Annotated in this window: 23 protein-coding genes; 10 read left to right on the top strand and 13 right to left on the bottom strand. The window is 75.3% G+C overall.

Annotated features, from left to right (window positions below; all coding sequences use genetic code 11):
• Nucleotides 1–273: 273 nt before the first annotated feature.
• Complete coding sequence (locus tag ACGF5C_RS04190; protein ID WP_393296465.1) at nucleotides 274–1,911, bottom strand: DEAD/DEAH box helicase; 1,638 nt, start codon at nucleotides 1,909–1,911, stop codon at nucleotides 274–276.
• Nucleotides 1,912–2,227: 316 nt separating this feature from the next.
• Between ACGF5C_RS04190 and ACGF5C_RS04185 the strand changes: the two genes are divergently transcribed.
• Nucleotides 2,228–2,980 carry a ferritin-like fold-containing protein gene (locus tag ACGF5C_RS04185; protein WP_393296463.1) on the top strand — a complete coding sequence of 251 codons (753 nt, stop codon included), beginning with the start codon at nucleotides 2,228–2,230 and terminating at the stop codon, nucleotides 2,978–2,980.
• A gap of 120 nt (nucleotides 2,981–3,100) precedes the next feature.
• Here ACGF5C_RS04185 and ACGF5C_RS04180 read toward each other — a convergent pair whose 3' ends face one another.
• Together ACGF5C_RS04180 and ACGF5C_RS04175 are read right to left on the bottom strand one after the other, a co-directional pair.
• On the bottom strand, nucleotides 3,101–3,328 hold the full coding sequence (locus ACGF5C_RS04180; RefSeq protein ID WP_350684773.1) for a DUF3107 domain-containing protein: 228 nt from the start codon (nucleotides 3,326–3,328) through the stop codon (nucleotides 3,101–3,103).
• A gap of 65 nt (nucleotides 3,329–3,393) precedes the next feature.
• Entirely contained in the window at nucleotides 3,394–4,032 is a 639-nt protein-coding gene (locus tag ACGF5C_RS04175; RefSeq protein ID WP_350707158.1) for a TetR/AcrR family transcriptional regulator, read from the bottom strand.
• 1,088 nt (nucleotides 4,033–5,120) lie between these two features.
• Between ACGF5C_RS04175 and ACGF5C_RS04170 the strand changes: the two genes are divergently transcribed.
• The 6 genes from ACGF5C_RS04170 to ACGF5C_RS04145 all read left to right on the top strand — a co-directional run bounded on the left by ACGF5C_RS04170 (nucleotide 5,121) and on the right by ACGF5C_RS04145 (nucleotide 12,553).
• Nucleotides 5,121–7,193, top strand: coding sequence for a hypothetical protein (locus ACGF5C_RS04170; RefSeq protein ID WP_393296503.1), 2,073 nt, complete (start codon nucleotides 5,121–5,123; stop codon nucleotides 7,191–7,193).
• Nucleotides 7,194–7,337: 144 nt separating this feature from the next.
• Entirely contained in the window at nucleotides 7,338–8,312 is a 975-nt protein-coding gene (locus tag ACGF5C_RS04165) for an alpha/beta fold hydrolase (protein WP_393296461.1), read from the top strand.
• Nucleotides 8,313–8,317: 5 nt separating this feature from the next.
• Nucleotides 8,318–9,277, top strand: a complete 960-nt coding sequence (locus tag ACGF5C_RS04160) for a DUF3152 domain-containing protein (RefSeq protein ID WP_393296459.1) — start codon at nucleotides 8,318–8,320, stop codon at nucleotides 9,275–9,277.
• A gap of 118 nt (nucleotides 9,278–9,395) precedes the next feature.
• On the top strand, nucleotides 9,396–10,247 hold the full coding sequence (locus ACGF5C_RS04155; RefSeq protein ID WP_393296457.1) for a DUF3152 domain-containing protein: 852 nt from the start codon (nucleotides 9,396–9,398) through the stop codon (nucleotides 10,245–10,247).
• A gap of 109 nt (nucleotides 10,248–10,356) precedes the next feature.
• Nucleotides 10,357–11,538, top strand: a complete 1,182-nt coding sequence (gene moeZ, locus ACGF5C_RS04150) for an adenylyltransferase/sulfurtransferase MoeZ (RefSeq protein ID WP_393296455.1) — start codon at nucleotides 10,357–10,359, stop codon at nucleotides 11,536–11,538.
• 181 nt (nucleotides 11,539–11,719) lie between these two features.
• Nucleotides 11,720–12,553, top strand: coding sequence for a prenyltransferase/squalene oxidase repeat-containing protein (locus ACGF5C_RS04145; protein WP_393296501.1), 834 nt, complete (start codon nucleotides 11,720–11,722; stop codon nucleotides 12,551–12,553).
• On the opposite strand, the gene ACGF5C_RS04140 is transcribed toward ACGF5C_RS04145, so the two are convergent.
• The 8 genes from ACGF5C_RS04140 to proB form a co-directional block, all read right to left on the bottom strand.
• Nucleotides 12,537–13,052 (bottom strand): SUKH-4 family immunity protein, encoded by a 516-nt coding sequence (locus tag ACGF5C_RS04140; RefSeq protein WP_393296453.1) that lies wholly within the window; start codon nucleotides 13,050–13,052, stop codon nucleotides 12,537–12,539. The two genes, ACGF5C_RS04145 and ACGF5C_RS04140, sit on opposite strands and share 17 nt — an antisense overlap.
• A gap of 30 nt (nucleotides 13,053–13,082) precedes the next feature.
• A complete protein-coding gene (locus tag ACGF5C_RS04135) occupies nucleotides 13,083–13,700 on the bottom strand; it encodes a hypothetical protein (RefSeq protein WP_393296451.1) in 618 nt (205 codons plus the stop codon).
• Entirely contained in the window at nucleotides 13,697–14,326 is a 630-nt protein-coding gene (locus ACGF5C_RS04130) for a hypothetical protein (RefSeq protein WP_393296449.1), read from the bottom strand. Before ACGF5C_RS04130 ends, ACGF5C_RS04135 begins: the two co-directional genes overlap by 4 nt.
• A complete protein-coding gene (locus ACGF5C_RS04125; RefSeq protein WP_393296447.1) occupies nucleotides 14,319–14,813 on the bottom strand; it encodes a WXG100 family type VII secretion target in 495 nt (164 codons plus the stop codon). Before ACGF5C_RS04125 ends, ACGF5C_RS04130 begins: the two co-directional genes overlap by 8 nt.
• A gap of 21 nt (nucleotides 14,814–14,834) precedes the next feature.
• Nucleotides 14,835–15,158, bottom strand: coding sequence for a WXG100 family type VII secretion target (locus ACGF5C_RS04120; RefSeq protein WP_393296445.1), 324 nt, complete (start codon nucleotides 15,156–15,158; stop codon nucleotides 14,835–14,837).
• A gap of 3 nt (nucleotides 15,159–15,161) precedes the next feature.
• The gene (locus ACGF5C_RS04115) at nucleotides 15,162–15,560 is read right to left on the bottom strand and encodes a YbaB/EbfC family nucleoid-associated protein (RefSeq protein WP_393296443.1); all 399 of its coding nucleotides are present in this window, start codon (nucleotides 15,558–15,560) and stop codon (nucleotides 15,162–15,164) included.
• Nucleotides 15,561–15,634: 74 nt separating this feature from the next.
• On the bottom strand, nucleotides 15,635–16,879 hold the full coding sequence (locus tag ACGF5C_RS04110; protein WP_393296499.1) for a glutamate-5-semialdehyde dehydrogenase: 1,245 nt from the start codon (nucleotides 16,877–16,879) through the stop codon (nucleotides 15,635–15,637).
• A gap of 72 nt (nucleotides 16,880–16,951) precedes the next feature.
• Entirely contained in the window at nucleotides 16,952–18,109 is a 1,158-nt protein-coding gene (gene proB, locus ACGF5C_RS04105) for a glutamate 5-kinase (RefSeq protein ID WP_393296441.1), read from the bottom strand.
• A gap of 13 nt (nucleotides 18,110–18,122) precedes the next feature.
• Here proB and ACGF5C_RS04100 point away from each other — a divergent pair, with 13 nt between their 5' ends.
• The 3 genes from ACGF5C_RS04100 to ACGF5C_RS04090 are packed head-to-tail and all read left to right on the top strand — an operon-like array spanning nucleotide 18,123 to nucleotide 21,498.
• Nucleotides 18,123–18,437 carry an MGMT family protein gene (locus ACGF5C_RS04100; RefSeq protein ID WP_350711609.1) on the top strand — a complete coding sequence of 105 codons (315 nt, stop codon included), beginning with the start codon at nucleotides 18,123–18,125 and terminating at the stop codon, nucleotides 18,435–18,437.
• 32 nt (nucleotides 18,438–18,469) lie between these two features.
• Nucleotides 18,470–20,008 (top strand): MFS transporter, encoded by a 1,539-nt coding sequence (locus ACGF5C_RS04095; RefSeq protein WP_393296439.1) that lies wholly within the window; start codon nucleotides 18,470–18,472, stop codon nucleotides 20,006–20,008.
• Entirely contained in the window at nucleotides 20,005–21,498 is a 1,494-nt protein-coding gene (locus ACGF5C_RS04090; RefSeq protein ID WP_393296437.1) for a pyridoxal phosphate-dependent decarboxylase family protein, read from the top strand. Before ACGF5C_RS04095 ends, ACGF5C_RS04090 begins: the two co-directional genes overlap by 4 nt.
• Before the next feature lie 52 nt (nucleotides 21,499–21,550).
• Here the strand turns inward: ACGF5C_RS04090 and ACGF5C_RS04085 are convergent, their stop codons facing one another.
• Complete coding sequence (locus ACGF5C_RS04085) at nucleotides 21,551–22,414, bottom strand: hypothetical protein (protein ID WP_393296435.1); 864 nt, start codon at nucleotides 22,412–22,414, stop codon at nucleotides 21,551–21,553.
• 1 nt (nucleotide 22,415) lies between these two features.
• Nucleotides 22,416–23,060, bottom strand: a complete 645-nt coding sequence (locus tag ACGF5C_RS04080) for a SigE family RNA polymerase sigma factor (RefSeq protein WP_393296433.1) — start codon at nucleotides 23,058–23,060, stop codon at nucleotides 22,416–22,418.
• Nucleotides 23,061–23,063: the final 3 nt, after the last annotated feature.

Genomic DNA, 23,063 nt, shown 5'->3' with positions numbered 1-23,063 from the left:
CCGCCGGGCGGCCCGCGCCTCTCGGGCACGCTGCGCTCCCGTGGACGCCCCGTGCGCCCCGACCATGCGCGGTGGTGCGGTGGGCGGGTCAGGCCGGGTTGCGTTCGGTCGCCCGGTCGTGCGGGCCTTCATTCGGTCACGACGGCGACATCCCCGCGCGGGCCTTCACCCGGTCACGACGGCGACATCCCCGCGCGGGCCTTCATTCGGTCACGACGGCGACATCCCCGCACCGGGGGACCGGTACGGGGATGTCGGGTGTCGTGCTCGGGGTCAGTCGGCGGTCGCCTCGGCCGGCGTACCGGCGGCGGAGCCACCGCCACCACGACGGCGCCGGCGGCGGCGCGGCTTCGGGGCCTCGCCTGCGTTGGCGGCCTCGGTGGTGATCACCGCGGTCGGCTCGCCCGAGACGGTCTCGCCGGCGCGGCGACGCCGGCGGCGACGCGGGGTGCGGGTGCCCTCCTCGGCGGCCTCGGCCGGCGCGTCGGCGTCCGGCCCGCCGGTCTCTTCGGTGGCGCGGCCCTGGCGGCGCTCGCCGCGGCCGCGACCGTCGCCGCGCCGGGAGCCCCGGCCCTCGCCCCGGCGGGACCGGCCACCGCCCAGGTCCTCCTCCACCTCGGCCGCCAGGCCGGCGCGGGTGCGCTCGGCCGTCGGCAGGGTGCCGGTGATCTCGGTGGAGATGTGCAGGTCGGTGTAGAGGTGCGGGGACGTGTGGTACGTCTCCGGCGGCTCCGGCATCTCCAGGCCCAGCGTCTTGTCGATGATCCGCCAGCGGGGCATGTCGTCCCAGTCGACGAAGGTCACCGCGACGCCGCTCGCCCCGGCCCGGCCGGTGCGACCGATCCGGTGGGTGTAGGTGTCCTGGTCCTCGGGGCAGTCGTAGTTGATCACGTGCGTGACACCGCTGACGTCGATGCCCCGGGCGGCGACGTCGGTGGCGACCAGGGTGTCGATCTTGCCCGCCCGGAACGCCCGCAGTGCCCGCTCGCGCGCGCCCTGCCCGAGGTCGCCGTGCACGGCGGCGACGGCGAAGCCCCGGAAGTCGAGGTCCTCGGCGACCCGGTCGGCGGCCCGCTTGGTGCGGGTGAAGATCATGGTCAGCCCGCGACCCTCGGCCTGCAGGATGCGGGCCACAATCTCGATCTTGTTCATCGAGTGGGTGCGGTAGGCCAGCTGCTCGGTCTGCGGCGACGGCCCCGTCTCGGCGGTGTGACCCGCGTGGATCGTCACCGGGTGGCGCAGGAAGCGCCGGGAGAGGGTGACGATCGGGTCGGGCATGGTCGCCGAGAAGAGCATCGTCTGCCGGTCCTCCGGCAGCATCGCGAGGATTCGCTCGACGTCGTCGAGGAAGCCCAGGTCGAGCATCCGGTCGGCCTCGTCGAGGACCAGCGCGTGCACCCGGTCCAGGCGCAGGTGCTTCTGCTTGGCCAGGTCCAGCAGGCGGCCGGGGGTGCCGACCAGGATCTCCACGCCCTTGCGCAGCGCGTCGACCTGCGGCTCGTAAGCCACACCGCCGTAGATCGGCAGTACCCGGACGCCCCGCGTCCGGCCCGCGGCGGCGAGGTCCTTGGCGACCTGGATGCCCAGCTCGCGGGTGGGCACGACGACCAGCGCCTGCGGCACGCCGTCGCCGCCCTCCTCGGGCGCGAAGACGCGCTCCAGCAGCGGTACGCCGAAGCCGAGGGTCTTGCCGGTGCCGGTGGGCGCCTGGCCGATCAGGTCGGTGCCGCGCAGCGCGATCGGGAGCGCGTACTCCTGGATGGCGAACGCGCGGGTGATGCCGGCCGCGGCCAGCGCGTCGACGGTCTCCTGACGCGCGCCCAGCTCGGCGAAGGTGGGTGCCTCCGGACGCACCGGAGCGGTGGCGGCCAGCTCCTGGCCGTCCATGAGTTCTTGGGTCAGCTCGCTCATATGGATTTGGGGGTGCCCTCTCGTGGGTGCGCCCCGTCATGTCCTCAGGGCGCGATCGGTGTGGCGCGGGCCACACGGTCGGCGGCAGAATGCCTGGCCGGACCGGGCCGCACGCGCGCCGTGGAGTCGGACTTCGATCGGACCGACCGGTCTGTTGGACCGGCCTGGCCAGCTCGGCGCCCACGGCAACTGCTCCATGTTACCTGAACAGCACGCTGGTCGTCCTGATTCCTGGCGCAGGCTGCACGCCTGGGGGCGCCGGGTGTGACCTGCGCCACTCCCCCCGGGGTGTGCGGGCGGGCGGTAGCCTGCGCTCGTGCCCGACCCCGACCCCGACCAGACCGGCCCTGCCGTCCCGGACCTGCCCGGCCCTGCCGTCCCGGACCTGCCCGGCCCTGCCGTCCCGGACCTGCCCGGCCCTGCCGTCCCGGACCTGCCCGACGCTGCCGTTTCCGACCTGCTCGGCCTGGTCGCGTTCGGCGAACTGCTCGCCTTCGAGAGGATGGCCGTCGACGCCCGGCTCGCCCCCGACCTGCGCCGTCGGGCGGCCCTGAGCGAGATGGCCGCCGCCGAGATCGGCAACTACCGTCGACTGGCCGACCGGCTCGCCGAGCTCGGCGTGCTCCCCGACGACGCGATGGCGCCGTACGTCGCGCCGCTGCAGGCGTACCACGACTCGACCGAGCCGCGGGACTGGGCGGAGGCGGTGACCAAGGCGTACGTGGGCGACGCCATCACCGACGACTTCATCCGGGAGATCGCCGCGGCCCTGGCCGAGCCGGACCGCCGGCTCGTCCTCGACGTGGTGCACGACTCGGCGTACGCCGACTTCGCCGTCGCCGAGATCCGGGCCGCCGTCGCGGCCGACCCGAAGGTGGCCGGCCGGCTCTCGATGTGGGCGCGGCGGCTGGTCGGGGAGGCCCTGTCGCAGGCCGGTCGGGTCGCCGCCGACCGGGGCGCGCTGACCGCCCTCATCGCCGGCAGCGACCAGGTGGACGTGCAGGGACTGTTCCGGCGGCTGACCGCCGCGCACACCACGCGGATGGCCGCCGCCGGGCTGAACAACTGACGCGCGAGCCCGACGGCTGACGCGCCGGCACACGGAGTGCCGGACGAGTCGGCGTGCCGGGCCGGGTCGGCGGGGTCCGCGACGGGCGACGACGTCACCCGTCGCGGGCTGCCGACCGGGTCAGCGGACGGTGAAACCGACCGCCCGCGGCGACGCCTCGGCGATCTCGACGTAGGCGACCTTGTTGACCGGCACGATCACCCGCCGGCCCTTCTCGTCGGTCAGGGAGAGGGTGCCCTCGTCCTTGGTCATGGCGTCGGTCACGATCTGCTCGATCTCGGCCGGCGACTGCGCGCTCTCCAGCACCAGCTCGCGGGGCGCGTACTGCACGCCGATCTTGACCTCCACAGTGCCTCCTCGTTCGGGCGAAAGAGCCGCCGAGGGGAAGGCTATCCGATCTCGCGCCCCGATGCTCAGGCTGACTCACCTTGCAGCGGGAAGCTGGCGATGCCCCGCCAGGAGAGCGCGGCGACCAACGCCTCCGCCTCCGCCTTGGGCACCTGCCGGCCGCCGGCCAGCCAGAACTGCGCGGCGGTCTCGGCCGCCCCGACCAGGCCGGAGGCGAGCAGTTCGGCGTGTGCCCGGCTGACCCCGGTGTCGGAGATGATGGTGTCGGTGATGGCCGCGATGCAGCCCTGCTCGACCCGCTCGACGCGCTGCCGGACCGCCGGGTCGTTGCGCAGGTCGGACTCGAAGACGAGACGGAACGCCTCGCTCTCGTGGTCGACGAAGTCGAAGTACGCGCGCACCGACGCGCCGACCCGCTCCTTGTTGTCGTTGGTGCCGCGCATGGCCTCGTCGACCTTCGCGAGGATCGCGTCGCAGTGCGTGTCCAGCAGCGCGAGGTAGAGGTCCATCTTGCCGGGGAAGTGCTGGTAGAGCACGGGCTTGGAGACTCCCGCCCGTTCGGCGATGTCGTCCATCGCCGCCGCGTGGTAGCCCTGGGCGACGAACACCTCCTGGGCGGCGGCGAGCAGTTGCTTGCGGCGCGCCGAACGGGGCAGGCGGGTGGGCCGGCCGGCTGTCTGTGCACCGTTCCCCACAGCGGTCATGGGAACCTCCGAGTTTCTTCGTACGAGCCGGCATTTCACCCGAACCGGTCTGGGCCCATGGCCCGTCGCGGAATTGGCCCGCCGCTGTAACTTATCGCCACTGTCACCACACGGTAGCCTCAGCGGGGGCGACCAAGGAGCGCGCGGTGAGTGAAACAGGGCAACCCGGTGCCGCCACCCCGGGAGAGCACGGCGACGGGACGGGTCAGCAGGACGACCTGGGCCGGGCCGGCAGCGGGTGGGCGCCCTCGGCGGCCGGATGGTCCCGGGGCCAGGAGATCTCCGGGGCCCGCGAGCAGGCCTCGGCGTGGGGTCCGCCCGACCCGGGTCTCGGCTGGGCCGCCTCCTCACCCCGGCACGGCGACCTGCCGTCGCCGCTGCCCGGCCCGCCGGCCGCACCCGAGCCGCCGGCCCGGGCCAACGGTCACCACGTCAACGGCGTCAGCCACGCCGACGACGCGCCGGCCGGCCGCCAGGCCCCGGTGAGCGCCCCGCCCGGCATCCTCGGCGAGCAGCGCCGCGACCCGGGAAACGACCGGCTGGTGGTGCCCGCGCAGCGCCCGGCGCCCGCGGCCGAGGAACCGTCGGGCCCGCAGCACGGGCTCGCCGAGCCCGAGTCCGGCCCCGCCCGGCACTCCTCCGCGGATCCGTCGGCCGGCCGCCAGCCGCGCTGGGCCGACCCCGGGCTGCCGACCTCGGCCCCGCCGGCCATGCAGGTCCCGCCAGTCGGCACGGCGGCCAGCGGCTTCGAGGTGCCGCCCGGCTTCCACGCGCCGACCGTCGACCGCTCCGCCACCGAGGAGCCCTCCCCGGCCGCCGGTGCCCCCGGCTGGGCCGACCCGTTCCCGCCGGAGCCGCCGTCCCCCGCCCCCCGCCCGTTCCCGCCGGCCGGCGAGCGCCCGCCCGCGCCCGAGGCGTCGGCGGGCGACCGGCCGGCGGCCGGCGACCGGCTCTCCGGCGTCGACCGCGCGCTCGGCGCGGAGCGCGCCTTCCGGCAGGAGCACGGCTCCGACCCCGACCGTGGCCCGGTCGCCGGGCAGGACCCCGCCGAGCAGGCCGGCACCTCGGGTGCCACCGGCCCCGACCGCGTGCCGGGCGTCGAGCAGGTGGCCGCGGAGCACGCGCCGGGCGTCGACCGTGGGCCCGGTGTCGGCCGGGAACCGGGCGACTCCCGCGCGCCGGCCGCCGAATGGCAACCGGCGACCGAACCGGACTGGTCCGGCCCGAACTGGAACCGGCCGAGCTGGGGCGGCGGCTGGGCGCCCCCCTGGTCCCGTGAGGAAAGCGAGCCGGCCGGCCGCCGGGCCTGGGACGAGCCCGCCGCCACCGGCCGCCGGTCCCGGGCGGAGGACGAGCCGGTCGGCCGCCGGGCACGTGAGGAGGACGAGCCCGTGGGCCGCCGGTCCCGGGAGGACCGGGCGTCGGGCTGGACCGCCGAGCCGCACCGACCCTACGAGCCGCCACGCGCCGAGCCACCCGGCCGGTCCTACGAGCCGCCGCGCGCCGAGCCGGGCCGCCCCTACGAGGTCGGCCGGACCGAGTCCGCGCCGCGCCCGGCGTACGAGCCGCCGGCCGATCCCGCCGACCGGGCGGCGTCGCCCGCGGCCGACCGGTCCGTCCCGGTCCCGGCCGAGCGACCCGCCTGGGCAGGCGGCGCGCCCGCGAGCGCGCCCCCGGCTGCGTACGACCTGGCCGGCACGGCGGAGGGCACCACTGCCGCGCCGGCCGGGGACGAGACCGCGGGCCCGACGGCCCGGCCGTTCCGGCTCCGGCCGGTGAGTGAGGAACGGCCCCCGGCATCGCCGGAGGCGTCGGGCGGCCCGCAGGCCGCCTCCGGTCCCGCCGCCACGGTCGCCACGAGCGGGCCCGGGCGACGTGACCGCATCCCGTCCGCGCCCGCCCCGACGAGCGCACCTCCGTACGCGGCCCGCCGATCCGCCCCCGAACCGGCGTCGACGGCTGAGCCGGCCGGCGACGACCGGCTCCCGGACCGCCCGCCGGCGGTGTTGCCGCAGCGCGTCCCCGCCGAACCGGACGTGCCCGTCGTGCCGGAGCCGCCAGCCGTGGAGCCACCCGCCGAAACCCCGGAACTCGCCCGCATCGCCACCCATCTGCGCCGCGACGACGAGCCCGCACCGCTGCGGGAGCGGCCGGAGGGCTTCGACGTCAACGCGATCCTCGACGCCGTACGCGGGGTGGCCGGCGTTCGCGACGCGGCCCTGCGCCGCACCCCGGCCGGCGCGCACAGCCTGCGGCTCGACCTGGCCGACGGGGCCGACCCGGCCGAGGTGAGCCGGCTGGTCGCCCGCCTGCTCCAGGAGCGGATGGGGCTCGCCGCCGCCCCGCAGAACGTGCCCGGCATGCCGGCCGCCCCGGCCCCGCCGGTGCGCCGCCGGTCGGCCGAGCCGCGTGCCGCCGAGACCAGGTCGCCGGGCTCCGCCGGGCCACGGAGCGCTGAGCCGCCGGCCGCCGAGACCCGGGTGCCCGGCAGCCGCGCGGTCGGCACCCCGACCGAGGCCCCGCAGGCCCGCGCCGAGCAGCGCCCCGAGGCGGCACCGGAGCCCCCGCGCCGGCGCCGGCAGTCCGCCGCCCCGCACCGGGGCCGGGCCACCGTGGAGGAGCCGGGCTCGGTGTCCGCCGCCCCGGCCGGGACCCCCACCGGCAGCCCGGCGACCGTCGGCACGTCGTACTCCGGTGGGCAGGTGACGACGACGGAGTCCGCGCCGTCGCGGCCGTTGGACACCGGCGGCGCGGCCGGTCCCCGGGTGGTGATCGACCACGTCCAGGTGAGCACCTTCGGGCTCGACGCCACCGTGGAGGTGCGCCTCGTCGCCGGCGGGGAGAGCGCCGCCGGCTACTCGACCGGACCGGCGGTCGACGGGTACGTGCTGCGGCTCTGCGCGGTGGCCGCCGCGGCGGCGGTGGACGAGCTGCTCCGCGGCGGGGATCCCGGCCCGGAGCGGGGCCGCTGCTTCGTGGAGCACGCCGCGGTGGTGCCGTTCGGCAACTGCGAGGTGGCCACGGTCGTGGTGCTGCTCGTCTGCGACGGCTGGGTCGAGCAGCTCGTCGGCTCCGCGCTGGTCGCCGGCGATCCCCGGCAGGCGGTCGTCCGGGCCACCCTGGCCGCGGTTAACCGCCGGATCGAGGCGCTGCTGGCCTGAGCGCGGGGGTGCGGTCCGACGCGCCGGGAACGCGGTGCGGGGCCGCTGGCGGCCCGCGCCGCAGGCGTGGTCCGAACGCTGCCGAGCGCCGCAGGCGCGGTTCGACGCGCTGCCGGGCGGCGCGGGCACGGGCAGACTGGAGGAATGAAGCGCGCCACCCTCTGGCCGGACCATCTCCTCCCCGAGCACTCCGTCCCGCCGCCCTGGCCGGGGCGCGAGGTACGCCTCGACGGCACCGTGACGTACGTCCGGGACACCCCGGCCACCGCCCCCGGCGCGGAGCCGGCGCTCTACGTGCACGGCCTGGGCGGCTCGTCGCAGAACTGGACCGACCTGGCCGGCCTGCTCGCCGACCGCCTCGACGGGCAGGCCATCGACCTGCCCGGGTTCGGGCGCAGCGAGCCGGGGCGCCGCTACACCATCCCGGCCTTCACGGAGCGGGTGATCCGCTGGATCGAGCACTCCGGCCGGGGGCCGGTGCACCTGTTCGGGAACTCGCTGGGCGGGGCGATCTCGGTGCAGGTGGCGGGGCTGCGGCCGGACCTGGTCCGGACCCTGACCCTGATCTCGCCGGCTCTGCCGTTTCTCGACTTCCGGCGCTCGTTGCAGGGTCGGATGCTGCCGCTGCTGGCGATCCCCCGGGGCGAGCGCCTGGCCGCCCGGCAGCTGGCCAGGCTCGCCCCCGAAGTGATGGCCCAGCAGGTCATGGAGGCGTGCATCGGCGACCTGAGCCGCATCAGCGAGCAGCGCCGGCAGGAGGCGCTGGAGGAGATCCGGGTGCGCTACGAGGCCGAGCACTACGCCGCCGCGTACGTCCGGACGTTCCGCGGCCTGGTCTCCAGTTTCCTGCGGTCGTACCTGCCGGGGTCGGGGTCGCTGTGGCGGCTGGCCGGTGTGGTCCGGGCGCCCACGCTGGTCATCGGAGGGCGGCACGATCGGCTGGTGGACGTCCGGGTGGCGCCGCAGACCGCACGGGTCGTCCCGGACAGCCGCCTGCTGATGCTCGACGGCGTCGGGCACGTGGCGCAACTGGAGGTGCCGCGCCTGGTCGCCCGTGCCGTGCTGGGCCTGCTCGCCGAAACGGGGGACACCGCGAAGCGGTCCGACATGGCAGGCTGACCGGGATGCCCTCCGCCCGCCGCCGCTCCGCCCAGCCCCCGACCCGGGGCCATCGGGCCGCAGCCTCCGCCGGCGGGCGTCGGCACTCCACGGACCGGGTGCCGGCCGCCGCCCAGGACCCGGACCTGTCCCGTCCCCGGCACCGCCGGCCGGCCCGCCGGCGTCGCCTCGTCGAGCTGGTCGCACTCCTCCTCGCGGTCGGCGCGGCGGTGGCGGTGGTCGCCGACCGGCGGGGTGCCGACGTCGACGCGGAGGTCCTCACCGCCGAGGAACTGGCCCCCGCGCCGGCGGTCGCGCCGGTGTCCGCCTCGCCGGTCCCGGCGTCGCCCTCCGCCACGGCCACGACGCCCCCGCCGCCGGTGCTGCGGATGCCCGGGCCGGTGCCGTCGGCGGGCCGGGGCAGCTTCGGCTACGACGACCGGGTGCGCCCGGTACTGGGGGAGGCCGGCAGGCTGCACCGCTACCGGGTCGCCGTGGAGGTGGGCTCCGACGAGGACGCGGGTGAGTTCGCGGCCGCCGTCGAGGAGGCGCTAGCCGGGCCGGGCAGCTGGGTCGACGGCGGGCTGCGGTTGCAGCAGGTACGCGCGGACGACCGGCACGACTTCACGGTCTACCTGGCCACCGCCGCCACGGCGGGCCGGATGTGCGCGGCGGGCGGGGTCGACATCCGGGTGGGCGGGCGGCCGTACACGTCGTGCCGGGCGCCCGGCAAGGTGATCATCAACCTGGACCGTTGGCGGCTGTCGGTGCCGCACTACGTGAGCGCCCGCGTGCCGCTCTCGGTCTACCGGACGTACGTGGTGAACCACGAGGTCGGGCACCAGTTGGGGCACCGGCACGAGCGCTGCCCGGGCAGGGGCCGCCCAGCGCCGGTGATGATGCAGCAGACGCTCTTCCTCAACGGCTGCGTCGTCAATCCATGGCCGTACCGCGACGGTCGGCGTTACGCCGGGCCGCCGCTCTAGCCGCCGCCGAGCGGACAGCGGGGGCAGGAGCGCGCCGCCGGCTACGGCCCGAACTAGCCGTAGCCAGAATCGCGGTAAAAGCGCGGAAATGCCCAGATTGGCGTGGGACGCTCAGGTCATGACGTCGTCGTCCCCTTGCGACCCGCCTGGTCCACCGACCCACCGTCCGTCGCCGTCGCCGCGACCCCTGTCCCGGGACCGCCGCCTGCCGGCCCTGCTCCGGGATCGGCGCGCCCTCGGGATCGGTCTGGCCCTGCTGCTCGCGGCGGCCGCCGTGGTGACGCTGGCCCCCCGGCCCGGCGGGCAGGCCGGCGAGCCACGCACGGGTGACCCGGGCCGGGCGGCGTACGGGGCGGCGGCGGGCGAGCACGAGCAGCGCCCCATCCCCACCCCCTACCCGCGGGAGGGCACGGGCAGCTTCGTCGCCGCGACCGGGGACTCCCCGGTGCGGGGCACCGACGGGCCGGTCCGGCGCTACCGGGTGGCCGTGGAGTCGGGCACCGGCCAGGACGTCGCCGCCTTCGCCGCCACCGTCGACGAGGTGCTGGGCGACCCGCGCGGCTGGACCGCCTCGGAGGAGTTCCGGGTGCAGCGGGTGGCCGAGGCGGACGACGCCGACTTCACCGTCTACCTCGCCACCCCGGACACCTCGGAGCGGATGTGCGCGGAGGGCGGGCTGAGCACCGAGGGCTACACCTCCTGCCGGCTCCCCGGTCAGGTGATCATCAACCTCGCCCGCTGGCTGGAGGCCGTCCCGGACTACGGGGCGCCGTTGGAGATCTACCGCGCCTACGTGGTCAACCACGAGGTGGGCCACGAGTTCGGCGGGGAACACCAGGCCTGCCCGGCCCCGGGCGAGCCGGCGCCGGTGATGCAACAGCAGACGTACGGACTGGACGGCTGCGTCGCCAACGCCTGGCCCTACGTCGACGGCTCGCGCTACGAAGGCGAGCTGGTCCCCGGGATCTGAATATTCCCGCTCCCGCAGTTCGGGCGACGTGTCCCTCCTCATGGCCGACCGGCCCCACGACGGGCGACAATGGCTCGGTTCGCCATCAGCCGATCCCGGGGAGTCCACCGTGTCGTTGCCCCCGCTCGTCGAGCCCGCCGCCGAGCTGACCGTTGACGAGATCCGCCGCTACTCGCGCCACCTGATCATTCCGGACGTCGGGGTCGAGGGGCAGAAGCGGCTGAAGAACGCCCGGGTGCTCTGCGTCGGCGCCGGCGGTCTCGGCTCGCCGGCCCTGATGTACCTGGCCGCCGCGGGCGTCGGCACCCTCGGCATCATCGACTTCGACACCGTCGACGAGTCCAACCTCCAGCGTCAGATCATCCACGGCGTCTCCGACGTCGGCCGCTCCAAGGCCGAGTCGGCCGCGGCGTCGATCCGGGAGATCAACCCGCTGGTCGACGTGGAGATCCACAACACCGCGCTGGACCGGGACAACGTCCGCGACATCTTCTCCCGGTACGACCTGATCGTCGACGGAACGGACAACTTCGCCACCCGCTACATGGTCAACGACGCGGCGGTGCTGCTCGGCAAGCCGTACGTCTGGGGGTCGATCTACCGCTTCGACGGCCAGGCGTCGGTGTTCTGGGCCGAGCACGGCCCCTGCTACCGCTGCCTCTACCCGGAGCCCCCGCCGCCCGGCATGGTCCCCTCCTGCGCCGAGGGCGGGGTGCTCGGCGTGCTCTGCGCCTCGATCGGCTCGATCCAGGTCAACGAGGCGATCAAGCTGCTCGCCGGCATCGGCGAGCCGCTGGTCGGCCGGCTGATGGTCTACGACGCCCTGGAGATGAGCTACCGCAAGATCAAGGTCCGCAAGGACCCGAACTGCGTGCTCTGCGGCGAGAACCCGACGGTCACCGACCTGCTGGAGGACTACGAGGACTTCTGCGGCGCGGTGTCGGTGGAGGCGCAGGAGGCGGTGGTCGACTCGACCATCACCGCGCTGGAGCTCAAGGAGTGGCAGGACGCCGGCAAGGACATCTTCCTCGTCGACGTCCGCGAGCCGGCCGAGTACGAGATCGTCCGGATCCCCGGCGCGACGCTGATCCCCAAGGGCGAGATCATCTCGGGCGAGGCACTGGCCAAGCTGCCGCAGGACCGGCAGGTCGTGCTGCACTGCAAGTCCGGGGTCCGCTCCGCGGAGGCGCTCGCCGCGCTCAAGGCGGCCGGCTTCCGCGACGCGGTGCACGTGCAGGGCGGCGTGCTCTCCTGGATCAAGCAGATCGACCCGTCACTGCCCGCGTACTGACCGGTCGCAGCAGAGGCCCTTCCGCCCGTGCGGGAGGGCCTCTGTGTCGTTCCGCCAGCGCCGGCACCGGACCGGTTCCGTACGTCGTGCCGGCCGACGGTGGCTGCCCGGTGGACCGGGCCGAGCCGTTTCCCGGAGGCGGGACCGACTTTTCGCAGGTAGCGTGTCCGCCGTGGTCGACATGGACGCGGCGATCGGCTTCGTCGTGGCGCACGGGGACGCGGTGGACCGCGCCCGTCTCTCCCGGTTGCGCACCGGCGCGCCGGTGCCGGTGGAGCTGCTCGACGAGGCCGAGGCCGGGCAGGCGCCTGGCGGTGGCTGGCCGGCAGTGCTCGGCGGCGAGGTCGCCTCGGTCGACGCGACCTGCTTCCGCCTCGCCGAGCTGGACGACCTCGGCGCGCTCGGCCGTCCCGCGGCCCGGCACGCGCTGGACTGGCTTGCCGCCCGGCAACTGCCCGACGGTGGCTGGGAGGAGGACCCGCGGCTGGCCGGCCTGGCTCCGGAGTGGGCCCGCCCCGGTGACCCGGAGGCCCGGCTCTATTTGACCGCCAACGCCGGCTACTGGCTGACCGTCGCCGGGCTCGACGCCCGGGCCGCCGGCCCGCTGGACCACCGGGTCGGTGGGGCGTACGCCGGAGTGGTGCAGGCGGCGGCGCACGCGCTGGCCACGGCGCTCGCCCCCGACGGTAGCTGGCCGTCCTTCCTGCCGGCCGGGTGGCTGAGCGCGGCGGTGCTGCACCGGCAGCAGATGTACGACGAGTCGGCGCGTATCCAGGCGGTGCTGGCCGAGCGGGTGCCGAAGATGTCCCCGGCCGACGTGGCGTGGCTGGCCGCCACGCTGCGGCGGGTCGAGGGGAACGAGGAACAGTGGCTGTTCGTCGCCGCCCGCAGGCGGCTCGCCGAGACCCAGCGCAGCGACGGCGGCTGGGACAGCGACGACGGACACCAGTTCGACGTGCACACCACGCTGACCGCGATCCGGGCCTGCCGCCCGGCGGTCACTTCAGCTGGCTGATCACCAGCGGCCACCAGCCGTCGGGGGTGAACGCGGCCGGGTCGATGCTCTCCAGCACCATCCGCAGCTCCTCCGCCCGTTCGGCGCGGCCCGGCTTGCCCTCGTCCGCCTCGACGAAGAGCGCGAACTGGTAGAGGAACTCGACGAAGGCGCGGAAGTTGCTGTTCACCGGCTGCACGTCCGGCTGCTCCAGGTCGCACTGGAGGATCTCCCCGGTGCGCGGGTCGAGCACGTAGAGCAGGTCGGTGTTGTCGGCCACCGCGCCGACCACGATCAGTCGGATGTCCAGCGAGCCGTCCTCGGTGGTCAGCTGGATGGTGTCGTACAGCTCGATGTCGCCTTCGAGGAAGGCGGTGAAGACCACCGCCACGTCGAGCGGGATCTCGTCGCCCTCGGGAAGCATCTCGGGGGAGAAACCCCCCTCCAGCCACGCCTCGCGCGGGTACGGGATGAGCTCGTCCTCGTTCCACAACGCGGTGAACCGCGGATCAGCTGCCATGACGGTCCTTCGCAGGGGTCGACGGGTGGGTCAGGAGGACAGGCCGGCGGCGATCAGCAGCCGCCGCCAGTTGTCGGCGTACTCGCCGGCGTGCCGGCCCTTGCGCAGCCGCAGCTCGACAGCGGCGGGACCGAAGACGGCGGCCGTCAGCTCCGGGTAGCGGGGGCCGAGCACGTACTCGTCGAAGAACGTGGCGACATCGGGGGCGATGACGGTGAACTCGACGTCCTCGTCGGGGTGCTCGTACTGGTAGACGTAGGCGCTGGACTCCATGTAGTAGACGTCCAGGTCTTCCCGGTCGAGGTAGATCGGGTCGCCGCCGCGGATCTCGGCGCGGAGGCCGGCGGGGACACTGTCCATCTCGTAGCCGACGATCAGCGGGCTGCCCATCGGGTCGTTCGGGTTGACCTCGGCCTCCTCCCACGCCTGCGGGGTGAGGATCTCCTTCGGCGCGTGGAACCGGAAGTCGTCGCCCTCGATGCGCCGGAAGAGGCTGTAGACCTCGGCGACGCCGGGCAGGTCGGCGATCGGCTCCAGCGGCGCCGGTCCCTCGATGCGCACGCCGAAGCCGTGCTCGGCCTCCACCCGGGTGAGCAGCGTCAACTTCTCGGCGATCCGGGCGAGGACGGCGGGGTCCGGCTGGGTCACGGCACGACCTTCACGATGACCGGGGTGCCCGGGGGCACGTCGCGCAACGCCACGGAGATCTCGCGGCCGATCTCGCGGTTGGTCCAGGCGTCCATCAGCCTGAGGTTAGCGTATTCGTCCTTTCCGTCGAGTTGCAGCTCGTGGACGTGATCCGGGTCGAGTCCCTGGCCCCGGGCGTTGACCGGCCCCCGGCCGCCGTAGAGGCGGTCGACGAGGTCCTTGTTGGCGAGGTACTGGTTGGTCTCCGGGGTGCCGTGCTGCTGGGTCAGCCGCCTGTTCCTGGTAAGCCGGCGGGTCACCCGGTCCCGGAAGACGTTGGTGCGGCTCCGGTTGCCCGGCTTGGTCCCCCGGCCCCCGCGGTGGTAGACGCTGTTGGACGTCCGGTCCGACTTGGCCTTGCTCAGCCGGCCCTCCTGGCCGAGCCGGACCAGGTCCTTGGCCTTGCGGTCGAAGTCCCGCTTGTCGAAGTCCGGGCGGTTGCGCAGCACGAGCACGGCCGGGCCGCGGGGCGTGGTGCCGGCCGCCTTGGCGGTGCGGAACACGTCGGCGTTCTCCAGGTACGCCGAGACGATCTTGGCGCCCTTCGGCTGCGTCTGCCGGGTCGGCGCGGTCCGCTTCCTAGCCATTGAGGACCACGTCCACGGCCATGCCGATCAGCTGGTCGACGATCAGCCCGGTGATCATCTTGAAAATCGGGATCTGTAGCAGCGACGCGCCGAAGGTGACCGCCGCCGTGGCGATCGCCTGGGCGATCTGGATCGCCAGCACGATCAGCTGGATAATCACGTTGATCTTCAGGGCGAGCACCACGCCCGCGGCGGCCATCAGTCCGATCCCGATGACGGTGGCCGGGTTCGCGGCGTCGGCGATGTTGCGGGCCGCCGACTCCTTGTCGGTCCACTCGCCGGCGAAGGCGGTGAAGCTCTCGCCCCGGTTGGTGTCCAGCACCGTCCGCGCCGCCGACTCCAGTTGGGCGACCGAGCCGTTGACCCGGTCCGCCATGCCGGTCCACTCGCCGGCGAGCTGGAAGATGGCCGTCTCGTCGGACTCCGGCCAGTCGTATCCGAGCATCGACAGCAGGGACGTCAGCTCACCCGGGAGCGTCAGACCCACGGTGACTCCTCTCTTCCGGGCTCAGCCCAGCTTGCCGAGGATCGAGCGGAACGCCTCGGAGACGCCGTCCTCCACGGTCTGGTAGCCGTCCGCCATGCCACGCAGGCTCTCGGCGTACGACTCCAGTTCGGTGATGTTGGTGCCCAGGCACTCGGCCACCGCCTCCACGCACGCCTGGTGCGCGACGCCGAGCAGCATGCCGATGTCGTCGCCGCCGAACGCCTGCTCGTACCCGGCCACGGCGGCCTGGAAGGACTCGAAGGTCTGGCGCACGCTCTCCTTGGCCGCGCCGAGCTGCTCGGCGCCCCGGCGCAGCGCGTCGATGTCGACGTCGAGGGGTTCCACGGCTCAGCTCCGCTGCTGGAGCTTGCGCATGTTCTCGCTGATCGCGAGGCTCATCTCGCGCATCTGCCGCAGGCCCTGGTCCTGGATCCGCTCCAGGGTGGCAGTCATCGCGGCCAGGTCGGGCATCGGCTCGGCGTCGACCGCCGGCTCCTGCCCGTCGAGGGCGGCGTTCACCGCCCGGCGCAGCTCCTCGGCGAGGTGTTCCGAGCCTTCGCGGAGCACCCGGGGGTCGATCTCGATCGCGCTGAGCCGCCCGTCGGTGCCGAGGGTGACCCTGATCCGCCCGTCGGCGGCCTCTCCCACCGACTCCGCCCGCTCCCGGGGGACAGCGTTGCGGGAGGCGTCCCGCAACGCTGCCCGCGCCTGCGTCAGTTGCTGCTCCAGTGCACTGTCATCCAGCATGCCTCGCCTCCCCGTGGCGGCCGTGCAAACCGGGCCCAGCCTAGCGATCCGGTGCGACCCTCCACTGCGGAGGCTCAGCCGCGCAGGTGGCCGTCCCCGGTCACCACGTACTTGGTGGAGGTCAGCTCGGGCAGGCCCATCGGGCCGCGGGCGTGCAGCTTCTGCGTGGAGATGCCGATCTCGGCGCCGAAGCCGAACTCGCCGCCGTCGGTGAACCGGGTCGAGGCGTTGACCATCACGGCCGCCGCGTCCACCCGGGCCACGAAGTCCCGGGCGGCGGTGGCCGAGTCGGTGACGATCGCCTCGGTGTGCCCCGTGCCGTACCGCCGGATGTGCGCGACCGCCGCGTCGAGCGAGTCGACGACGGCGACCGAGATGTCCGCGGAGAGGTATTCGGTGGCGAAGTCCTCGTCGGTGGCCGGCACCACCGCCGGCGAGTGGGCCGCGACGCGGTCGTCGCCGTGCACGGTCACGCCCGCGTCGGCGAACGCGGCCAGCACCGACGGCAGGAAGGCGTCGGCCACCGCCGCGTGCACCAGCAGCGACTCGGCGGTGTTGCAGGTGGACAGTCGCTGGGTCTTCGCGTTCAGCGTGATCGCGACCGCCTTCGCCAGATCGGCGGCGGCGTCGACGTAGACGTGGCAGTTGCCGACGCCGGTCTCGATGACCGGCACCGTCGACTCCTCCACCACCGTGCGGATCAGGGACGCGCCGCCGCGCGGGATCAGCACGTCGACCAGGCCACGGGCGCGCATCAGCTCCTTGACCGAGTCGCGGGTGCTGGCGTCGAGCAGTTGCACCGCGTCCGCCGGCAGGCCCGCGCCGGAGACGGCGTCGCGTAGCACCGCGACCAGGGCGGCGTTGGAGTGCGCCGCCGACGAGGAGCCGCGCAGCAGCGCCGCGTTGCCGGACTTCAGGCAGATGCCGGCGGCGTCGACGGTCACGTTCGGCCGGGCCTCGTAGATGATGCCCACCACGCCGAACGGCACCCGGATCTGGCGCAGCTCCAGCCCGTTGGGCAGGGTCGAGCCGCGGACCACCTCGCCCACGGGGTCCGGCAGCGCGGCCATCTGCCGCAGCGCGTCGGCGATGCCCGCCACCCGCCCCGCGTCGAGGGCGAGCCGGTCCAGCACGGCCGCGCTCAGCCCGGCCGCGCGCCCGGCCGCCAGGTCCGCCTCGTTCGCCGCCAGGATCTCCGGCGTACGCGCCACCAGCGCGTCGGCCATCGCGACCAGCGCGGCGTCCTTGGCCGTACGCGTGGCGACGGCCAGCGCCTCCGCAGCCGTACGCGCCCGCCGGGCCTGCTCGCTCACGCTCATCTCCGCACTCATCTCCTCAGTCGTTAGGAAGGGCACCTTGCTATGCAAAATCCGATAACAAGGTGCCCTTCCTTACAGCAGCACCAGGTCGTCGCGGTGGACGACCTCCCGTTCGTACGCCGGGCCGAGCGCCGCGGCGAGTTCCGAGGTCGACCGGCCGAGCAGCCCGGGCAGCTCGACCGCGTCGTAGTTGACCAGCCCCCGGGCGACCGGCGCGCCCTCGACGTCCACCAGGTCGACCGGGTCGCCGGCGGTGAACGCCCCGTCCACGGCCGTGATCCCGGCGGGCAGCAGCGACTTGCGCCGGCCCACCACGGCGGCGACCGCGCCCGGGTCGAGGTGCAGCCGCCCCCGGGGCGAGGTGGCGTGGGCCAGCCAGAAGAGGCGGGCCGCAGGGCGCCGGCGGCTCGGGTGGAACAGGGTGCCGACCGGCTCGCCGGCCAGCGCCGGGGCGGCCAGCGGCGCGGCCGTCAGCACCACCGGGATGCCGAAGCCGGTGGCGATCCGGGCCGCCTCCACCTTCGTCACCATGCCGCCGGTGCCCACCCCGGCCCGCCCCGCGCCGCCGATGTCGACGCCACTGAGGTCCCGCTCGTCGCGTACCTCGCTGATCCGGCTGGAGCCCGGGCGGGTGGGGTCGCCGGTCCAGAGGGCGTCCACGTCCGAGAGGAGCACCAGCAGGTCGGCGTGGACCAGGGCGGCGACGAGGGCGGCCAGCCGGTCGTTGTCGCCGAACCGGATCTCCTCGGTGGCCACCGTGTCGTTCTCGTTGACGATCGGCACGGCCCGCAGGTCGAGCAGCTTGCGCAGGGTGCGGTACGCGTTGCGGTAGTGCGCCCGCCGGGTCACGTCGTCGACGGTGAGCAGCACCTGCCCGACGGTCAGCCCGTGCCGGGCGAAGGCGGCCGCGTACCGGCCGATGAGCAGGCCCTGCCCGACGCTGGCGGCGGCCTGCTGGGTGGCCAGGTCGCGCGGGCGCCGGGCCAGCCCGAGCGGGGCGAGGCCGGCGGCGATCGCGCCGGAGCTGACCAGCACGACCTCGCGGCCGTCGGCGGCGAGTGCGCCGAGGGTGCCGACGAGCGCGTCGACCCGCCCGTCGTCCAGCCCGCCGGCGGCGGTGGTCAACGAGGAGGATCCGATCTTGACGACGACCCGTCGGGCCGCCGTGACTGCGTCGCGCACCCGCCTATTCTGCGTGGTCGGTGCGGGCGCGCCCCGTCGCGTTCTCATATCGTGGCGGGTCGTGAGACCTGACGAGTACGTCGAGGCGGTGCTGGAACTGGTCGAGCGGATCCCGCCCGGCCGGGTGATGTCGTACGGGGCGGTCGCCGACGCGCTGGCCGAGCGCTCGGGGCGGGCGTCGGCCCGGCTGGTCGGCTCGATCATGGCCCGGCACGGCGGCGGGGTGCCCTGGCACCGGGTGGTGAACGCGGCCGGCCGCCTGCCGCCCGGTCACGAGCGGGAGGCGCGGGCCCGGCTGCGCGCCGAGGGCACGCCGCTGCGCGGCGACGGGGTGGACATGCGGGCGGCGGGCTGGTCCCCGGAAGAGGGGATGTGACCAACGCCATAACGTGAGTAACATTCGGCCCCATGGACGCGCCGCCGGGTGGAGCCGGCTCCCAGGGCGTGGCCGCGCCGGCCGTCCCGGTGCCGACGGCCGCCGGCCCGCCCGCGCCGGGTGGGCTGCCGCGCCGGGTGCACGCCGGGTACGCGCTCGGTTCGCTGGCCACCGGCGCGTTCGGCACCGTGCCCGGGCTGCTCCTGCTGCCCTACCTGACCGACACCCTCGGGGTCGCGGCGGGCGCGGCCGCCCTGCTGGTGCTCCTGCCGAAGGCGTGGGACGTGCTGGTCAACCCGGTCGCCGGCCGCATCTCCGACCGCACCCGGTCGCGCTGGGGCGCCCGCCGGCCGTACCTGCTGGGCGCCGGGGTGGCGCTCGGCGTGCTCTTCGCCGCCATCTTCGCCGCGCCGTTCGGGGCCGGGCCGGCCGCCGGGGCGTACGTCGCCGTCGCCTTCCTCGCCACCGCCACCGCGTTCGCCTTCTTCCAGGTGCCGTACGTGGCGATGCCGGCCGAGCTGACCGGCGACTACGCGGAACGTACCCGGCTGATGAGCTGGCGGATCGCGGTGCTGGCGCTGGCCATCCTCGTCTCCGGGGCGGTGGCCCCGCTGGTGCGCGACGCCGGCGGCGGGGGCGTTGCGGGGCACCGCTGGATGGGGCTCTTCGTCGCCGGGCTGATCGTGGCCGGCGCGCTCGGCGCGTTCCTCGGCACCCGGTCCGCCCCCGAGGGCACGGTGGGGGCGAGCGAGCCGACGCTGCGCGCCCAACTCGCCGTCGCCGGGCGCAACCGGCCGTTCCGGGCGTTGCTGGTCTGCTTCGTGGTGCAGTCCGCCGGGGTGGCCACGATCCTCGCCGGGGTCAACTACTTCGCCGACCAGATCCTGCGCGACCCCGAGGGCGGGCCGACCGTCCTGTTCGCCTGCTTCGTCGGGCCGGCGCTGCTGGTGATGCCGGTCTGGACCCGGGTCGGCGCGCGGGTCGGCAAGCCGAGCGCCCTGGTCGCCGCGTCGCTGATCTTCGCGGCGGGCGCGCTGGCCCTGGTCGCCGCGCCGGCGCTGCCGGGGGCGGCGGTCTACCTCCTGGTCGCGCTGGTCGGCGTCGGGTACGCGGGCCAGCAGGTCTTCGCCCTCGCCATGCTCCCGGACTGCATCGCGTACGACACGGCGCGCACCGGCCGGCGGCAGGCCGGCGTGTTCACCGGCCTCTGGACGGCGGGGGAGACCCTCGGGCTGGCCCTCGGTCCGGGCATCTTCGGCCTCGTGCTCCAGTTCAGCGGCTACGTCTCCTCCGACACCGGCACCGCCGCCGCCCAGTCCGACGGCGCCCGCCTCGGCATCCTGCTCGGCTTCACCGTCCTCCCCGCACTCCTGGTGGCCCTGGCCGTCCTCCTTCTCCGCCCCTACGACCTCACCCCCGCCCGCCTCGCCGAAGCCGAAGCCGAGGCCCAGGCCCAGGCCGGAGCCCAGGCCCGAGCCCAGGCCCAGGCCGCCTCCCGCCCCGCCGTCGATGCGGTCGGGGCGGGGACGAAAGCCGCTGAACCCCACGGAAAGGGCGCCACGACTCCATGATCGACGAGAGGCCGGGCGGAAGCGCGCTGCCCGGGAGCGGGGTGCCCGCCGAGCGGGTGCTGGCCGAGCTGCGGGCGCTGCGGGGCGCCGACCGGCCCACGCACGGGGGGCGGCTCTTCGCGTACGTCTACGACCCGGCGGTGCCGGGGCTGGACGAGCTGGCCGCCGCCGCGCACGCCGGGAGCGCGCACGTCAACGGGCTCGACCCGACCGCCTTCCCGTCGCTGCTGGCGATGGAGAACGCGCTGGTCGGCGCGGCGGCCCGGCTGCTCGGCGGCGGCCCGGGCGGCGCCGCGCCGGACGCCGTCGGCAGCGTCACCAGCGGCGGGACGGAGTCGCTGATCCTGGCCGTGAAGGCCGCCCGGGACGCCCACCCGGAGATCGCCGCGCCCCGGATCGTGGTGCCGGCCAGCGCGCACGCCGCGTTCGCCAAGGCGGCGCACTACCTGCGGGTCGCGCTGGACCCGGTGCCCGTGTCGGCGGCCACGCTCCGGCCCGCCGCCGCCGACGTGGCCGCCGCCATCGGCCCGGAGACCGTCCTCGTGGCCTGCTCCGCCCCCTCGTACGCGCACGGCGTCGTCGACCCGGTCACCGAGATCGCCGGGGCCGCCGCCGAGGCCGGGGTGCGCTGCCACGTCGACGCCTGCTTCGGCGGCTGGACCCTGCCGTACCTGCGCCGGCTCGGGACGCCCGTGCCGCCGTTCGACTTCGCCGTCCCCGGGGTCACCTCGATCTCGGTCGACCTGCACAAGTACGCGTACGCCCCGAAGGGCGTGTCGGTGCTGCTGCACCGCGACCCGGCGCTGCGCGCCCCGCAGTACTTCGCGTACGCGGACTGGCCCGGCTACACGATGGTCAACCCGGTCATCGCCTCGACCCGCTCCGGCGGCCCGATCGCCGCCGCGTACGCCACCCTGCGCCACCTCGGCGACGACGGCTACCTGCGGCTCGCGGCGGCGACGCGGGACGCCGTGGCCGGGCTGGCCGACGCCGTCCGCGCGGTCGACGGGCTGCGGCTGATGGCCGAGCCGGAGTCGACCGTCGTCTGCTTCACCGCCACCGACCCGGGGCTGGACCTCTTCGTGCTGGTCGACGAGCTGACCGCCCGAGGCTGGCACACCCAGCCCCAGCTCGCGTACGCCGACCTGCCGCCGAGCGTGCACCTGACCGTGACCGCCGCGGTGGCGCCCCGGGTGGTCGAGTTCGGCCCGGCCCTGGCCGACGCGGTGGCCGCCGCCCGGGCGGCCGGGCCGGTCGCGCTCCCCGGCGAACTGCTCGCCCTCGCCACCACGCTGACCCCCGACGCACTCACCCCGGACCTGGTCGCCGGCCTCGCCGCGGGGCTGGGCCTGGGCGGCCCGGACGCCTCCGCGGGCCCGGCGCCGGACCGGACGGCGGCGGTTAACACCCTGCTCAACGCCGCGCCGCCCGCGCTGCGGGAACGGCTGCTGGTGGAGTTCGTCGGCCTCCTGCAACGCCCCGCCTGGTGACCGGCGGCGGCGCCCGTGCCGCCGCCGGTCACCTCCTACCGGCGCGGTCGGGTCACGCGGCGGGCAGCCTGAGGTCGGTCGGAGCGGTGTTGTCGGCGGGGGTGCGGTCGGCGGGGAAGGCGCCCCGCACGTTCGCCCGGACGGTCAGCGCGAAGCCGGTGAGCGTGCGCGCCGGCCCGCCCGGCGCGACGTCCACCCGCACTCGGAACCGGTACGACCGGGAGCCGCCCGGCGGGATCTGGCTGTCACCGGTGCAGAACATCGTCTTCGTGTCGTCGTTCTGGCCCTGGTGGAAGCAGCCGCCGATGCCGGTCCCGTCGAGGACGAACGTCGCCTCCACCGGCAGCACCACGATCAGGTCCCCGCTGTCGTAGGCGCGGGTGCCGGCGTTGGCCATGGTGACGTCGAGCCAGCCGGCGTAGGCACCGTCGGACGGTTGCAGGGTGAGGGCGCGCGGGGCGTCGATCGACAGGTCGACGTACCGGGCCGAGGTCGCCGACGGCGCGCCGCCGGGGCGGGGCCCGGACGGGGCCGGCGCGCCGGTGGTCGGCGCCGGCGTCGCCGTGCGGCTCGGCGTCGCCGAGGGGCTGCCGTCGCTCGGGGCCGCGGACGGGCTGGACGGTGACGGCTCGGGCGGGGATCCGGTCGAGGGCCAGGCGGAGGGGAGGTCGGTGGGGTCGGTCGCCGTCACGGGCGCGGGCGGCAGACGGACCGCGCTCCCGGCCAGCCCCACCGCGCCGGCCAGCAGGACGACCGCCGTCGCCACCGCCGGGACGGCGGTCCGGTTGCGCAGCCGGCGGTACGCCCGGCGGCGCGGCTCGTCCGGATCAGGGTCGGTGACCTGACGCAGACTGGCGGAGCGCAGTTCGGCGAAGGCGCCCGCCAGCCGGTCGGGACTGAGGTCCCGCTGGTCCATCTCAGTCCACCGTCCTTCCGGTCGCGGGTGCCGCGAAGCGGCTGCCGTCCGGCCGCTCGGGGTCGTTGTCGGCGAGGCGGGCGGCGAGTGTCGTACGGGCGCGGTGCAGCCAGGACTTGACCGTCCCCGGGGCCACCGCGCATTCCTCGGCGATCTCGCCGATAGTCAGTTCGGCCAGGTAGTACAGCACCACCGCGCGTCGCTGCTGGGCCGGCAGCGTACGGAGCGCGGTGGCGAGCGCGACCCGGTTCGGGCCCGGTCCGTCCACCACCTCCAGCCGCTGGCGCTGGTGGAACAGCCGGGCCGTTCGCAGCCGGCGCCACCGGCTGACGCCCGCGTTCCAGGCCACCCGGCGGACCCAGGCCACCGGGTCGTCGTACCGGGCGATCCGGTGCCAGCGCGGCCACGCCCGGCTGAACGCCTCCTGCACGAGGTCCTGCGCCTCGCCCATGTCGCCGACGAACGCGTACAACTGCACCACCAGCGGCTGGAAGTGGTGGCGGTAGACGTCGTCGAAGCCGGGACCGGCATCCTCCACCACCGCGGCCCTCACCTCGATCGTCGGTCGCTCCGGCACCGTCCTGGGCGGCGGAGGGGTGGTGCGCGGCCGTGGGGTCACCCACGGCCGCGCATCGGTCTGCGTCATCGT

The sequence above is a fragment of the Micromonospora sp. NPDC047620 genome, from assembly GCF_043205005.1.
Taxonomy (GTDB): Bacteria; Actinomycetota; Actinomycetes; order Mycobacteriales; family Micromonosporaceae; genus Micromonospora.
Note: the sequence above shows the minus strand (reverse complement) of the source record. Positions and strands in the feature narration are given on the sequence as shown.

Bases quoted from the DNA above. Each gene is read 5' to 3' on its own strand.
- ACGF5C_RS04190 (WP_393296465.1), bottom strand. From the start codon at position 1,911: ATGAGCGAGCTGACCCAAGAACTCATGGACGGCCAGGAGCTGGCCGCC.
- ACGF5C_RS04175 (WP_350707158.1), bottom strand. From the start codon at position 4,032: ATGACCGCTGTGGGGAACGGTGCACAGACAGCCGGCCGGCCCACCCGC.
- ACGF5C_RS04165 (WP_393296461.1), top strand. From the start codon at position 7,338: ATGAAGCGCGCCACCCTCTGGCCGGACCATCTCCTCCCCGAGCACTCC.
- ACGF5C_RS04160 (WP_393296459.1), top strand. From the start codon at position 8,318: ATGCCCTCCGCCCGCCGCCGCTCCGCCCAGCCCCCGACCCGGGGCCAT.
- ACGF5C_RS04155 (WP_393296457.1), top strand. From the start codon at position 9,396: ATGACGTCGTCGTCCCCTTGCGACCCGCCTGGTCCACCGACCCACCGT.
- ACGF5C_RS04145 (WP_393296501.1), top strand. From the start codon at position 11,720: ATGGACGCGGCGATCGGCTTCGTCGTGGCGCACGGGGACGCGGTGGAC.
- ACGF5C_RS04140 (WP_393296453.1), bottom strand. From the start codon at position 13,052: ATGGCAGCTGATCCGCGGTTCACCGCGTTGTGGAACGAGGACGAGCTC.
- ACGF5C_RS04130 (WP_393296449.1), bottom strand. From the start codon at position 14,326: ATGGCTAGGAAGCGGACCGCGCCGACCCGGCAGACGCAGCCGAAGGGC.
- ACGF5C_RS04115 (WP_393296443.1), bottom strand. From the start codon at position 15,560: ATGCTGGATGACAGTGCACTGGAGCAGCAACTGACGCAGGCGCGGGCA.
- ACGF5C_RS04110 (WP_393296499.1), bottom strand. From the start codon at position 16,879: ATGAGCGTGAGCGAGCAGGCCCGGCGGGCGCGTACGGCTGCGGAGGCG.
- proB (WP_393296441.1), bottom strand. From the start codon at position 18,109: ATGAGAACGCGACGGGGCGCGCCCGCACCGACCACGCAGAATAGGCGG.
- ACGF5C_RS04095 (WP_393296439.1), top strand. From the start codon at position 18,470: ATGGACGCGCCGCCGGGTGGAGCCGGCTCCCAGGGCGTGGCCGCGCCG.
- ACGF5C_RS04090 (WP_393296437.1), top strand. From the start codon at position 20,005: ATGATCGACGAGAGGCCGGGCGGAAGCGCGCTGCCCGGGAGCGGGGTG.
- ACGF5C_RS04085 (WP_393296435.1), bottom strand. From the start codon at position 22,414: ATGGACCAGCGGGACCTCAGTCCCGACCGGCTGGCGGGCGCCTTCGCC.
- ACGF5C_RS04080 (WP_393296433.1), bottom strand. From the start codon at position 23,060: ATGACGCAGACCGATGCGCGGCCGTGGGTGACCCCACGGCCGCGCACC.